Origin of the sequence: Micromonospora sp. WMMD1120 (genome assembly GCF_029626235.1) — a bacterium.
Lineage (GTDB): Bacteria > Actinomycetota > Actinomycetes > Mycobacteriales > Micromonosporaceae > Micromonospora.
Window position 1 is genome coordinate 5,066,087 of record NZ_JARUBO010000005.1, and the last position, 12,850, is coordinate 5,078,936.

Below are 12,850 nucleotides of genomic sequence, written 5' to 3' on the forward strand. Positions count from 1 at the left end.
ATCAACGCGGTGGGCCGACGAGCGGCAGCTCAGGGGCGCGGCGACCGTTCCGGCGTCACCGGCGCCCCGAAGAACTCGGCGAGCGGGTCGACAATCCTCGGCCGGGCCCGGTTGATGGCGTCGTGACCACCGCCGGGGATCGTCAGCGTCCGGGCGCGCGGCAGCGCGCTGGCCAACGCGGCGTTCAGGTCCTGGTAGTAGGGCGGGCCGTTGCCGCCGCAGGCCAGCAGCACCTCGGCGTTCACCCCGGCCCACCGGGTGGCCGGGCCGTCGTGCGCCACGATCAGGGCCGTCTCGTCCAGGGTCGCGGGCAGCAGGTCGCCCATCGTCCGGCCGATCGGGGTACGCAGGAACGCGCGGATGAGGGCGACCCGGATGCGCAGCGGGAGCCGTCCCGCCGCCATCTGTGGATTGATTCCCGCTGTGGTGATCGCCATGCTGCGGGCGGTGTCGCCGGCCTTCAGCGCGGCCCGCGCGGGCGCGAGCCAGGCCGACGGGAAGCCGCCGTCGATCGAGATCGCGGCGTCGTAGACGGCGAGTCGCTCGATCGGCAGCCGGAGCGCGGCTTCGAGCGCGAGGAAACCGCCGGAGCTGTGGCCGATGACATCGCACGTTCCGGTGTGCTCCAGCACGGCGGCGAGGTCGTCGACCTCCTGGTCGACGGTGTAGGGCAGGGTCCTCGGCGGCGCGTCGGCCCGTCCCCGCCGGTTGTAGAGGTGCATGGTGAACCGGTCGGCGAGCGCCACGGCCAACCGCCGGTAGACGTCGATGGTCACGCCGCCGCCGTGCACCACCACGATGCCGGGCCCCGCGCCTGTCGAGTGCAGGACGATCGTCGCGCCGTCCCGTGCCCTGATCCGCTCCATGACTGACCTCTGCTCCCTCGGCGTCACAATAACCGCGAACGGCGTTTGCAGTTTACAGTAGATCAGTGAGTGACGCATCCACCGCCGCCGGCGACAGTGCCTCCCGCCGCCAGCCGATCTGGACCAGGCCGGAGCGTGGCAGCCGTGGTCCCGCGCCGACACACAGTCGCGACGCCATCGTTTCGGCGGCGATCACCCTGGCGGACACCGAAGGGCTGGCGGCCGTGTCGATGCGCGCGGTGGCGGGCGTGCTCGGCACCGGCGCCGGCTCCCTGTACCGCTATCTGTCGTCCCGTGACGACCTGCTCGACCTGATGACCGACCGGGTGGTGGGGGAGCTGCGGCCGTACCCGCGGGCGGACGGAGACTGGCTGGACACGATGGTGCTGCTGGGCCGCCGGCAGTTGGCCCTGTTCGGCGCCCACCCGTGGCTGCTCGAGGTGATCCACCGGTCGTCCGGCATCGGCCCGGAGAGCCTCGCCTGGTTCGACAACTGCATCCGGGTCCTGGAGCCGGTCCGCTGCCCTGCCGCCGCCAAGTTCGAGGCCATCGCGATGATGACCGGCGTGGTGAGTCTCTTCGCCCGCCGCGAGGCCGCCGCCGGGGAGTTCAGCTTCGCCGGGGTCGACCTCGCGGCGTACCCCCATCTGGTCGCGGCCTTCGCTCAGCCCTCCGCGCCGGCGCCCCGGACGGACCTCGTCGAGCGCGCCCTGCGTGGCGTGCTGGTCGGCCTGCTGGTCGGCGAGTCGTCGGTGGCGGGCTGACCGGGTGGCGCGCCACCCGGCCTCATGCGGTGGTGGTCAGGTACCGGCGGTAGCCGACGGCCGATGGTGAGAATCCGGCGTCCGCGTAGAACCGGTGCGCCTCGGTGCGGGAGGCGCTCGACACGAGTTGGACCTTGTAGCACCCGGCGGCCGTCGCGGTGTCCACCGCCGTCGCCAGCAGGGCACGGGCGACCCCGCGCCGCCGCCATCCCGGCGCGACTACGACGTTCTCCACCAGCATGTACGGGCGCGCGCCGTGGGTCAGGTTGGGGACGACGACGGTGTCCACAGTGCCCACAAAGGTGCTCCCCGCCACCGCCAGCAGAAGCTCGCGGCCGGCCTGCGCGTGCAGGTCGCGCCAGGCGGCGCTCAGTCGGGTGGTGTCGGGGCGCTCGTCGCCGGGCGCGAGTGCCCACAGCAGGTCGAAGACCCGTTCGGGGTCGTCCTGCGGCACGGCGGCACGGACGACGACCTCGTCAGCGCTCATGTCGCACCACGCGGCCGAGGATAACGCGCTCGGCGGCACCGGGTGGCGGAGGCGCGGCCCCGGCCACCCAGCTCGTAGACGGCATTACCGTCCTCCGGGCGGGTCAGCGCCCTAGTCGCCGTCCCGCGCGCAGATCGTGGTCATCTCGGCCAGATAGCTGGCCAGCGTGGGCAGACCGGCGTCGGCCCGGCGTCGTTCGACGGTCGGCTCGTCGGTGATCGGGGTCGACGGGACCGGCCCGTTCGGTCCGCAGCGCACCTGGGTGCCGTACACCTGGGGCTTGCCCCTGCCCACCGCGACCCGGTCCTCCAGGTAGGCCAGATTGCCCGGCGACGCCTGCTCGGTGGCGACCGCCGCGCGCAGCAGATCCAGCGCCTCCTGTTGGAACGCCGGGTCCTGGTCGGAGTGTTGGGCGATCGCCCACGCGGCGTCGCCGCCGTCCGCGCCGACCAGCGCGAAGGTCGGCCAGCCGTGGGTACGGACGATCTCCTTCAGCCGGGTCGTGCGGGCCTCGTCGGTCTCGGTCTGCGGCGTGCCCGCGCGGTCGGCCTGGTCGCGCTTGAGCATCGCTACCAACTCGTCGTGCAGGGACTGGTCGAACGCGACGGGGGAGCGGACGGCGGCGGACGGCGCGCTGCTCGTCGGCGCGGCGGCCGGTTCGGCGGGGCCGCCGCAGGCAGCCAGGGACAGCAGCGCCGCGAGCGGCAGCGTGACCGGCGGGAGCCTCACCCGGCCGATTGTCGTCCGGCCGTGGTCGGCGGGCAAGGCCGCGTACCGGAGTCGCCGCTCAGGTGTGCAGCGTCTCGCGTGGCGGCACCCCGTAGCTGGCGTGGTACCAGGCGGTGAACCTGCTGTGGCTGGCGAAGCCCCACCGACTGGCGATCGCCGAGACGGTCTCCCGCTGGGGGTCGGCCCGCACCAGGTCGTGGTGTGCCCGTACGAGTCGCAGCCGCCGCAGGTAGGCCATGGGCGTGGTGCCGAGGTGGCGGCGGAAGGCGAGTTGCACCGACCGCAGCGAGACACCGGCGGCACCGGCGATGTCGACGGCGCTGATGTCCCGGTCGGCATGGTCTTCGAGGAAGGTGATCGCCCGTCGCAACGTGACGGCGGTGGCGTCGCGCCGGTCTGCGGGCGTGGGCTCGGTGAACGCGGTGCTGGGGAAGACCGTCAGCGCCGCCGCCGCGAGCATCCGGGCGGCGTTGCCTATCACCAGCGGTTGCGCCCCGGCGGCCGGGCTGTTCAGGACGACGTCGTTGACGAAGGTGACGGTGTCGCGCCACTGCCGGGCGAGGGCAGTGGTGGCGGGTCGCAGACCGGTGAACCGGATCGACCCGGGCCGGCGGGCCGGGGCGGTGACGGCCACCTGCGCCAGCACGGACAGGTCCAGCACGCACAACTCCACAGTGCCGGGATACCAGCGTAGGCTGCTCGGCTCGCCGGGTCGGGTGACGAGGAAGACCTCACCCGGACCCAGCCGGTCGGCCGAGCCGGCGCACGCGCGATCGACGCGTGCGGTGCGGCTACGTGCGATGACCAGCCCGGCGAGCATGTTGGCGCCGATCCCGAGATGCCCGGTCTGGCGGGTGGTCGCGATGGCGAACGGGCCGGCGTCCACCCGCTGGTGGGTGAGCCGGTAGCCCTTCCTGCTGTGGATGCGCAGCTTCGGGTCGTAGGTCGCGGAGAGGAACCCGTGGATCGCGGCCGGGTCACGGCTGTCGAACTCGTGCGCCCGCACTGGCGTCGATGTCATCCGCTGTCTCCGTCCGGTGGGGCGCCGCCGGGCGGGAACAGGGCGGCGGGGTCGGGACGTGCCGGGGTGTTCGGCGGTGGCCCGGCCCGCTGGTGGCCGGAGGTGCGGCGGAACGTCGCCAGCGGGACGGCGGCGACCGGTGGGAGCGCTGATCAGGCTGCCGGTGGAGTGTTCCCAAAACGCAATATCCGTAGATGGGAATGTCACCACCCTACGACAACGACGGTGACGCCGCCCGCGAAACGACTTCGCTTTCGGGCTAGCGGCCGAACGGTTCTGCGCCCGCTGTCCTAGCCACCAACTCGACGACCGCGAAATGTAGGTCGCGATTCCCTGGGCGTCCGAGGGCGACCGGGTCACCGCCGGGAGACCGGTCCGCGGAGGGGGGACACCTTGGATAGTACGGATCCTGACCGGGTCGTTCGACTGGCGGTGGCCGAGGCGCTGGCCCGGGTGGCGGACGAGGACAGTCTGGGGCTCGGCGAGGGAGACGCGCTGGCGGGGCTCGGGGCCGCCCTGCGGGTGGTGCTACGCCGGGCCCTCGACGATCGGGTGCCCCTGGCCACGCCGGACTTCGTCGACCACTGCCGCGACCTCGGCCTGAACCGGGACGCCTTCGACCTGCTGGGGCACTACCTGATGACCGCGTTGCTGGCCCACCACGTCGGGCCGGACGCGCTGATCCGCGTCGGAGTGCTCTTCGGCACCGTGCGACGCTACCTGCCCGGCCCTCGCCCGAGCGCGTACCGCAACGAGGGCGCCGGGGCGCGGCGTCGCGCCAAGGGGTCGCGCAACAGCGTCGACGGTCGGTACCGCCGGCACAAGCTGCCGGAGCACCTGCCCAGCCCACCGAGTTGGACCTGCACGGGATGCGGCCGGGAGTGGCCCTGCGCCACCAAGCAGAGTCAACTGCTCGCCGAGTTCGGCGGAGCGCGGGCCGCCCTCGCGGTCTACCTCGGCTCCTGCCTCGTCGCCGCCGCGCAGGACCTGCCCACGGTGCCGCTGCCCAGGGTCCGGCTCCGGTTCCTGGGCTGGCTGCCCCGCGCCCGGATCTGACCGGCGCTCCGGAGGGAGCGATCCGGATCGGCGCGGACACTAGGCAGGGCGACATCGATGCGATGGAATGTGATGCACGCGCTCCGCCCTGGGAGGACATCGATGACCACCCGCGCCCGCATCTCCGCCGTCCTGGCCGGCCTCCTGCTCGTGGCGCTCGCCGCGGTGAGCGTCGCCCCCGGTCCCGCCGCCGCGCAGCAGGCCGCCCGGCACCGGCCGCCCGCGCACGTGGTGGGCACCCAGACCGTCCCCGTCTACTCCTACGCCGACGCCATCCGGGAGAGCGTCTGGGTGGAGACCCGCGCCGACTCCGACGGCGACGGGGCGCGTGACCGGGTGGCGGTGGACCTGGTCCGGCCCCGCGAGGCCGCCACCGCCGGAGTCCGGGTACCGGTCATCATGGACGCCTCGCCCTACTACCTCTGCTGCGGCCGGGGCAACGAGAGCGAACTCAAGACGTACGACGCGGCCGGTGTGATCGCGAAGGCGCCGCTCTTCTATGACAACTACTTCCTCCCACGCGGGTACGCTTTCGCGGCCGTCGACCTCGCCGGCACCGCGCGCTCCACCGGCTGCGAGGACGTCGGCGGCCCGGCGGAGGTGGGCAGCGCCAAGGCGGTGGTGGACTGGCTCAACGGGCGCGCCCGCGCGTTCACCGCCGCCGGAGAGCCGGTGAGCGCCGGCTGGAGCACCGGCCAGGTCGGCATGATCGGCAAGTCCTGGGACGGATCGGTCGCCAACGGCGTGGCCGCGACCGGCGTGCCGGGCCTGGCCACCATCGTGCCGATCTCCGCCATCTCCAGCTGGTACGACTACATGCGCTACCAGGGCAACCTGCGGGCCACCGACTATCCCGGCTACCTGCACTCGTACGTCAACGGCCGCCCCGACGACGCCTGCGCGGGCGTGCTGGCCCGGCTGCGGGCGGACAGCGCCGACGAGACCGGCGACTACAACGAGTACTGGGCGCAGCGCGACTACCGACAGTCGGCCGGGCGGGTGCGGGCCAGCGTGTTCGTGGCGCACGGCGTCAACGACCTCAACGTCACAACGAACCAGTTCGCCCGCTGGTGGCAGGAGTTGGCCGACCAGGGCGTACCCCGCAAGCTCTGGCTCTACCAGGCCGGCCACGAGGACCCGTTCGACGTCCGCCGGGCCGAGTGGGTGGCCGCCCTGCACCGCTGGTTCGACTACTGGTTGCAGGGGCTGCGCAACGGGGTGCTCAGCGAGCCACGGGTAGACCTGGAGACCGCGCCGGGCACCTGGACGACACAGCGCGACTGGCCGGCGCCCGGCACCCGCGACGTCCGGATCGCCCTCGGCGGCGGCGACGGCGTGACCGGCGCCCTCGGGCCACGGGGCGCGCGACCGGGAGAGGAGCGCTCCTACGTCGACGAGTCGTTGACCGAGGCCGAGCTGGTCGCCGAGCCGAGCACCGCGCGGTCCGGCCGGTTGGTCTTCCTCTCCGGCGTCCTGACCGACCCGCTGCGGATCTCCGGAAGCCCGTCGCTGCGGCTGCGGGTCCGGGTGGACCGACCCACCACCGAGCTGACCGCCCGGCTGGTGGACTACGGCACCGCCGAGCGGATCCGCTACGACAGCTCGGAGGGCGTGCGGACACTAGCGACCGAGTCGTGCTGGGGCGCCTCGACGGCCGCCGACGACGCCTGCTACCGGGACACCGAGGAGATCACCGCGGTCTCCGACCACGCGGTGCTGACGAGAGGGTGGCTCGACGCCGCGCACCACCGGTCGCTGCGGTTCACCAGCCCGCTGCTGCCGGACCGGTGGTACACGGTGACCGTTCCGCTGAACGCGTACGACGCGGTGCTGCCCGCCGGGCACGTGCTCGGCCTGGTGCTCGGCCAGAGCGACCCGGAGTTCACCGAGACCGACGACCGGGACGCCACGGTCCGTGTCGACCTCGGCCGCAGCGAGCTGACCCTTCCGGTCACCGGCCGTGGGGGACTGCCCGCCGTCGCGGCGCCGCCGCCGGTCACCACCGCGCCGGCCGAGCCGTCGGCCACCCGTACGACCCGCGACCTCCGGCAGGTGCCCTGACCCGAGCAGTGTGTTCACCGTGGACACGCGCCACGGACGACCGACGTTCATCACGCTCTCCAAGGCTCCTTGATCGAAAGCGCACCTGCTTGATCGAGGAGAGGCTCGCACGTGAGAGACAAGCACACCGAAGAGACCGAGCACGCACAGTTGTCGCGACGCAAGCTCGTCAAGTACGCGGGCGTCGGCGCCACGCTGGCCGCGGCCAGCCCTCTGGTCGGCGCCGGCGCCGCGTTCGCCGACGAGGACCGCCGGCCCGGCGACGAGAAGAGCGCAGGCCGGGGCGCGGCGGCCAGGAACCGGGTGTGGCGTGCGGGTGACCACCACATCCACTCCGAGTACAGCGGGGAGTTCGACACCACGAAGTCCTCGATCGTCTTCCACAAGGGCGCGGACGCGGTCTACCCGATCGTCACCAACGCCATCATGGCGAAGAACTTCGGCCTGACCTGGGCGATGTGCACCGATCACGGTGGACCGACGCACTCGAAGGTCAACATCGAGCAGGCGTACCCCGACCTGCTGCGCTCCCGCAAACTGGTCCCCGAGGTGCTCCAGTTCTGGGGCATGGAGTTCGACGCCCCGTCGCTGGACCACCACACGCTGATGATCCCGCGCCACGACGACGAGGCGAAGCAGCTCTTCGAGTTGGAGAGCCGGTTCGCCAAGTACGACGCGTTCCCCACCGACCCGGCCCGTGACACGGAGGCCAAGATGGTGGAGTTTCTCAAGGTCGCGCGGGGCATGCCGCACAAGCCGTTGGTGATCGCCCACCACGCGTCGCGGTCCGCGCCCGGTCTCGGTGTCTACGGTCAGGACACCCCGCGCGAGTTCCGCAACGGCAACGACGCGGCGCCGGACGTCTACATCGGCTTCGAGGGCGCGCCCGGTCACCAGGCCGGCCCGCTCAACGGCGGCCGGCGCGGCGGTTACGGCAACCACCCCACCTACGGCGGCTTCGACCAGATGACCGCCCGGGTCGGTGGCCTGTGGGATTCGCTGCTCGGCGAGGGCCGGCGCTGGTGGATCACGGCGACCTCCGACTCGCACGTGCACTGGACCCGTGGTGGGTCCGACTTCTGGCCGGGCGAGTACAGCAAGACGTACGTGCACGCGCGCCAGGACTACGGCGACATCATGGACGGTCTGCGCAACGGCCGGATCTGGGTGACCACCGGCGACCTGATCCGCAGCCTGGACATTACCGCGAAGTCCCAGGGCCGGACCGCCGAGGTGGGCGAGACCGTCACGCTCAGCCGGCGTGACCGCACCGACGTCGAGATCGAGATCGTCTTCCGCCCGTTGGGTGGCGTCAACGCGAACGGCGACCGTCCCGAGGTCCGCCGGGTCGACCTGATCGTCGGCCAGATCACCGGCCCGAGCGCCAACCGGGACGCCGACACGAACCCCACCACCGCCGTGGTGGCCCGGTTCGGCCCACGGGACTGGCGTCGGCAGGGCGACAGCTACGTCATCCGGCACACGCTGCGCGACGTCGCCGCCGACACGTACGCGCGGGTGCGCGGCACCAGCACCGACGAGGCCGAGCCGCTCGCCGACGGGCTGGAGAGCCCGTGGGACGACCTCTGGTTCTACTCGAACCCGGTGTTCGTGCACGTACGCTGACCGGAGCGCTGGGATGGGCCCGCTCGGCGCGACCGCGCCGGCCGGGCCCGTCGCGCGTGTGCCGGCGCTCAGCTGCGGCGTCGGGTGCGGGACGGGGCGTCGCGGCCGGCCCCGCCGGGTGGCTCCGGTCGCACCTGGGTCACCACCGAGCAGAGGTCCCGCAGCGGGTCGGCCGCCTGGATCGAGCAGGCGACCCGCTGGAGCAGCCCCCGCAGCGTCGCCGACTCGGTCGACGTGAGGGCGCCCAGCAGGTGGGCCTCGACCTGCCGCAGCGTCGACCGACGCTGCTCCCAGGCGGCGCGGCCGGCGGCGGTGACGTCGACCAACCGGTTGCGCCGGTCCGCCGGGTCCGCCCGGCGCACGACGAAGCCGGGCCCCTCCAGGTCGTCGATCAGGTACGTGAGCACCGTGCGGTCGATGCCCAACTCCTCGGCGAGCGCGCCCTGGTTGCGGGGCGGCCCGCTGCTCGCCGCCGTGAGCAGGTGATAGCCCCGGGGGCCACCGGGAAAGTCGGTGAGCACGTGCTCCGCCGCCCGGACGTAGCCACGGAAGACGACGCCGAGCATCCAGCCCAGGTCGTCGTCGCGCGGATCGGGTCGATCCGGCTGGTCGGGGGCGTGCGTCATGGCTCGACAATAGCGCAGTGACGCAGACCTTATTGGCAGAAGATGTTCTGTCTGACATAAGGTTGGACCCAGGGCGCGTCGTCGAGGGCGTCGCGTGAGACCGGGGGAGGCGCACGATGAGCGACTACGGCCACGACCTGATCTTCGGGTCCTTCATCACGCCCGGCGGCGCTGACCCGGGCCGCACCGTCGGCCTCGCCGTTCTGGCCGAGCAGGTCGGCCTGGACCTGGTCACCTTCCAGGACCACCCCTACCAGCCGGCCCACCTCGACACCTGGACGCTGTTGAGCTTCGTCGCGGCCCGCACCAACCGCGTGCACGTGGCGGCGAACGTGACGAACCTGCCGCTGCGTCCGCCCGCGGTGCTGGCCCGCAGCGTGGCCAGCCTGGACCTGCTCAGCGGCGGGCGGGTCAGCCTCGGTCTCGGCGCGGGCGCCTTCTGGGACGCCATCGAGGCGATGGGTGGGCGGCGGCTGACCCCCGCCGAGGGGGTGCGCGCGCTGGAGGAGGGCATCGAGGTCATCCGCCAGGTGTGGGACACCGGGACACGCGGCGGCGTACGGGTCGACGGCGAGTTCTACCGGGTGCGGGGCGCCAAGCGGGGGCCGGCTCCGGCGCACCCGGTGCCGATCTGGGTGGGCGCCTACAAACCCCGGATGCTCCAGCTCACCGGTCGCCGGGGCGACGGCTGGTTGCCCACGCTGGGCTACCTCGAGCCCGGCGCGCTGGCAAAGGGCAACGCGATCATCGACGACGCCGCGCGGCAGGCCGGCCGGTCCCCGGCGGACGTGCGTCGGCTGCTCAACATCGCCGGGCAGTTCTCCGCCGCCGGCGGCGGTTCGTTGCACGGGCCCGCCGCGCAGTGGGCGCGGGAGCTGGCCGACTTGGCGCTGACCGAGGGCGTGAGCGCCTTCATCCTGGCCAGTGACGACCCCGACGACCTGCGCCGGTTCGCCGGCGAGGTGGCCCCCGCCGTCCGCGAGCTGGTGGCCGCCGAGCGCGACGGTGCTACGGCGGTGCCGCCGGAGCCGGTGTCGCCGCCGGAGCCGGTCGTCGCCGCGCCGGCCCGGTCCCGCCGCGCGACGGTGGCCAGCGGCCCCTTCACCGTGACGCCGACCCCGGACGACGGCGTACGCCGTAGTGACCAGGCGGCCTGGGACGAGTCGACCCGGCCCACCGGGCCGACGCCCGACCCGGAGCGCACCTACACCGCGCACGAGCAGGCCACCGCCGCGCACCTGGTGGATGTCCACGACGGGCTGCGTGCCGAGCTGGCCCAGATCCACGACCTGATCGAGCAGGTGGCGACCGGTGAGATCGACGCCGGGGCGGCCCGGTCCCACATCAACACCATGACCATGCGGCAGAACCGCTGGACGCTCGGCGTCTACTGCGAGTCGTACTGCCGGATCGTCACCACCCACCACACCCTTGAGGACCAGTCCCTCTTCCCCTGGCTGCGCGCGCGTGACCCGAGGCTGAGGCCGGTCGTCGACCGGTTGGAGCACGAGCACCACGTCATCCACGACGTGCTGGAGGGAGTCGACCGGGCACTGGTCGCGTACGTGGGGTCGACGGACGGCCTCGCCGAGCTGCGCGCCGCCGTGGACCTGCTCAGCGATGCCCTGCTGTCGCACCTCAGCTACGAGGAGCGGGAGCTGGTCGAGCCCCTGGCCCGGCTGGGCTTCGGCTGACCGTCGGGCCGCCGGGTGACGGCGGGGGGTTGCCCGACGTGACGTGAGAGACTACTTTCGAAACATGTCTCTCACGAATCCGTACGGGGATTTCGAGATCACCGAGCCGCAGGCGCTGCGGGCGCTGGCCCACCCGGTCCGGCTGGCCATCCTCGACCGCCTCCAGCGGCACGGCCCGGCGACCGCGACCGGGCTCTCCGCACACGTCGGCGCGACTCCGTCGGTGGTCAGTTGGCACCTGCGGCACCTCGCCACGTTCGGCCTTGTCGTCGACGCCGAGGGCACCACCAGCAAGCGCGAACGCTGGTGGCGGGCCGCCGCGCGGGGCTTCCGCTTCACGCTGCCCGACGACGCCGAAGGGCAGGCCGCCGGCCGCCAACTGCGCGCCGAGATGTTCGCCCGAGCAGCCGAGACGCCGCAGCAGTGGCTGCTGCACGACGAGCCGCGCCTCGACCCGCTGTGGCGCGGGCTGGCCGGGGTCGCCGACACCAGTTTCGTGGCCACCGCCGAGGAGACCCGGCGGTTGGAGGCGGCGATCGAGGAGCTGATCGCCCCGTACGTGCGGCGCAAGGACGACGACACCGCACCGGCCGACGCCCGGGTCGTCCGGATGCTGCGCTACCTCCTGCCCGGGTCCGACGACGATCCGGCCACGTCGTGACCGCCACCGTCCCCGCCGTCGCGCCCCGGCCGGCCCTGCACCGCGACCGGCGGTTCCGCACCTTCTGGATCGGCGAGACCGTCTCCCAGTTCGGCGACCGGATCAGCGAACTCGCCCTGCCGCTGATCGCGGTCACCCTGCTCGCCGCGACCCCGGCGCAGGTGAGCCTCCTCACCGCGCTGATCTGGCTGCCCAACCTGCTCGGTCTGTTCCTCGGCGCCTGGGTGGACCAGCGCACCCACAAGCGCCGACTCCTGATCATCGCGGACCTGATCCGCGCCGCGGTGCTGCTCAGCCTGCCGGTGGCCTACGCCCTGCACGCCATCACCCTCACCCAGCTCTACCTGGTGGCGCTGCTGACCGGAGCCGGTGCGGTGCTGTTCGCCATGGCCCGGCAGGCGTTCTTCGTGGCGCTGGTGCCGCGCTCGGCGTACGTGGACGCGAACAGCAAGCTGAGCATGAGCCGGTCGCTGTCCTTCATCGCCGGCCCGGCGGTCGGCGGCGGGCTGGTCCAGGCGCTCAGCGCGCCGGTCGCGATCCTCGTCGACGCGCTGTCCTTCCTCGGCTCCGCGCTGCTGCTCGGCCGCATCCCGGTGACCGAGCCGCCGGTTCCGCCGCGTCGGACGTCCACCCTCGGGCTGGTCCGTGAGGGGCTGGCCCTGGTGGTGCGGCACCCGGTGCTGCGCGCCGCCCTCGGCTGCACCAGCACCGTCAACTTCTTCACCTTCATCAGCGGCGCGCTGCTGGTGCTCTACGCCAGCCGGGAACTCGACCTGTCCGCCGGAGCGATCGGCGTCGCCCTCGGCTTCGGGGCGCTCGGCGGGCTCGCCGGGGCGGCGCTCGCCCCACGGATCTCGCGCGCCATCGGCCTGGGGCGCACCGCGATGATCGGAGCGGTGCTGTTTCCCGCGCCGCTCGCGGCGACCGCGCTGGTGACCGGACCGACGTGGACGAAGGTCGCGCTGCTGGCCGCCATCGAACTGGTCTCCAGCGTCGGGGTGATGCTGATGGACGTCAACCTGAACGCCCTCCTCACCGCCGTCACCCCCGACGACGCGCGGGGACGCCGCGCCGGCGCGTACAGCGCCGTGAACTACGGCATCCGGCCGGTCGGCGCACTGGTCGGGGGCGCCCTGGCCACCACCATCGGGCTGCGGCCCACCCTGGCCGTCGCCGGCCTGGGTGGCGTGCTCGCGGTGCTCTGGCTGTTCGCCTCGCCGGTGCGCCACATCCGGACCCTCGACGAACCGGTCGACTGA

Annotated in this window: 12 protein-coding genes; 7 read left to right on the plus strand and 5 right to left on the minus strand. The window is 73.0% G+C overall.

All coding sequences use genetic code 11. From position 1 onward, the window contains the following. Positions 1 to 29: 29 nt before the first annotated feature. On the minus strand, positions 30 to 866 hold the full coding sequence (locus tag O7634_RS23175; RefSeq protein ID WP_278152229.1) for an alpha/beta fold hydrolase: 837 nt from the start codon (positions 864 to 866) through the stop codon (positions 30 to 32). A 65-nt stretch (positions 867 to 931) separates the two neighbouring features. On the opposite strand from O7634_RS23175, the gene O7634_RS23180 reads away from it, so the two are divergent. Further along, on the plus strand, positions 932 to 1,630 hold the full coding sequence (locus O7634_RS23180) for a helix-turn-helix domain-containing protein (RefSeq protein ID WP_278152230.1): 699 nt from the start codon (positions 932 to 934) through the stop codon (positions 1,628 to 1,630). A gap of 22 nt (positions 1,631 to 1,652) precedes the next feature. On the opposite strand, the gene O7634_RS23185 is transcribed toward O7634_RS23180, so the two are convergent. The 3 genes from O7634_RS23185 to O7634_RS23195 form a co-directional block, all read right to left on the minus strand. After that, complete coding sequence (locus O7634_RS23185) at positions 1,653 to 2,117, minus strand: GNAT family N-acetyltransferase (RefSeq protein ID WP_278152231.1); 465 nt, start codon at positions 2,115 to 2,117, stop codon at positions 1,653 to 1,655. 111 nt (positions 2,118 to 2,228) lie between these two features. After that, a complete protein-coding gene (locus O7634_RS23190; protein ID WP_278152232.1) occupies positions 2,229 to 2,846 on the minus strand; it encodes a DUF6624 domain-containing protein in 618 nt (205 codons plus the stop codon). Between the two features lie 58 nt (positions 2,847 to 2,904). After that, positions 2,905 to 3,867 carry a helix-turn-helix transcriptional regulator gene (locus O7634_RS23195; protein ID WP_278152233.1) on the minus strand — a complete coding sequence of 321 codons (963 nt, stop codon included), beginning with the start codon at positions 3,865 to 3,867 and terminating at the stop codon, positions 2,905 to 2,907. Between the two features lie 393 nt (positions 3,868 to 4,260). Here O7634_RS23195 and O7634_RS23200 point away from each other — a divergent pair, with 393 nt between their 5' ends. The 3 genes from O7634_RS23200 (at position 4,261) to O7634_RS23210 (ending at position 8,610) form a co-directional block, all read left to right on the plus strand. After that, on the plus strand, positions 4,261 to 4,923 hold the full coding sequence (locus tag O7634_RS23200) for a hypothetical protein (RefSeq protein ID WP_278152234.1): 663 nt from the start codon (positions 4,261 to 4,263) through the stop codon (positions 4,921 to 4,923). 102 nt (positions 4,924 to 5,025) lie between these two features. Continuing rightward, complete coding sequence (locus O7634_RS23205; protein ID WP_278152235.1) at positions 5,026 to 6,984, plus strand: Xaa-Pro dipeptidyl-peptidase; 1,959 nt, start codon at positions 5,026 to 5,028, stop codon at positions 6,982 to 6,984. A 111-nt stretch (positions 6,985 to 7,095) separates the two neighbouring features. After that, positions 7,096 to 8,610 (plus strand): phosphoesterase, encoded by a 1,515-nt coding sequence (locus O7634_RS23210; protein ID WP_278152236.1) that lies wholly within the window; start codon positions 7,096 to 7,098, stop codon positions 8,608 to 8,610. Positions 8,611 to 8,678: 68 nt separating this feature from the next. Here the strand turns inward: O7634_RS23210 and O7634_RS23215 are convergent, their stop codons facing one another. Further along, on the minus strand, positions 8,679 to 9,236 hold the full coding sequence (locus tag O7634_RS23215; RefSeq protein ID WP_278152237.1) for a MarR family winged helix-turn-helix transcriptional regulator: 558 nt from the start codon (positions 9,234 to 9,236) through the stop codon (positions 8,679 to 8,681). Between the two features lie 116 nt (positions 9,237 to 9,352). Between O7634_RS23215 and O7634_RS23220 the strand changes: the two genes are divergently transcribed. The 3 genes from O7634_RS23220 (at position 9,353) to O7634_RS23230 (ending at position 12,850) form a co-directional block, all read left to right on the plus strand. Then, entirely contained in the window at positions 9,353 to 10,930 is a 1,578-nt protein-coding gene (locus O7634_RS23220) for an LLM class flavin-dependent oxidoreductase (RefSeq protein ID WP_278152238.1), read from the plus strand. Positions 10,931 to 10,994: 64 nt separating this feature from the next. Continuing rightward, positions 10,995 to 11,591, plus strand: a complete 597-nt coding sequence (locus O7634_RS23225) for a helix-turn-helix domain-containing protein (RefSeq protein ID WP_278152239.1) — start codon at positions 10,995 to 10,997, stop codon at positions 11,589 to 11,591. After that, a complete protein-coding gene (locus tag O7634_RS23230; protein WP_278152240.1) occupies positions 11,588 to 12,850 on the plus strand; it encodes an MFS transporter in 1,263 nt (420 codons plus the stop codon). Before O7634_RS23225 ends, O7634_RS23230 begins: the two co-directional genes overlap by 4 nt.

What these genes read in the sequence shown, in the direction of transcription:
- O7634_RS23185 (WP_278152231.1), bottom strand. Translation starts at nt 2,117, where the DNA reads ATGAGCGCTGACGAGGTCGTCGTCCGTGCCGCCGTGCCGCAGGACGAC.
- O7634_RS23195 (WP_278152233.1), bottom strand. Translation starts at nt 3,867, where the DNA reads ATGACATCGACGCCAGTGCGGGCGCACGAGTTCGACAGCCGTGACCCG.
- O7634_RS23175 (WP_278152229.1), bottom strand. Translation starts at nt 866, where the DNA reads ATGGAGCGGATCAGGGCACGGGACGGCGCGACGATCGTCCTGCACTCG.
- O7634_RS23205 (WP_278152235.1), top strand. Translation starts at nt 5,026, where the DNA reads ATGACCACCCGCGCCCGCATCTCCGCCGTCCTGGCCGGCCTCCTGCTC.
- O7634_RS23225 (WP_278152239.1), top strand. Translation starts at nt 10,995, where the DNA reads ATGTCTCTCACGAATCCGTACGGGGATTTCGAGATCACCGAGCCGCAG.
- O7634_RS23220 (WP_278152238.1), top strand. Translation starts at nt 9,353, where the DNA reads ATGAGCGACTACGGCCACGACCTGATCTTCGGGTCCTTCATCACGCCC.
- O7634_RS23215 (WP_278152237.1), bottom strand. Translation starts at nt 9,236, where the DNA reads ATGACGCACGCCCCCGACCAGCCGGATCGACCCGATCCGCGCGACGAC.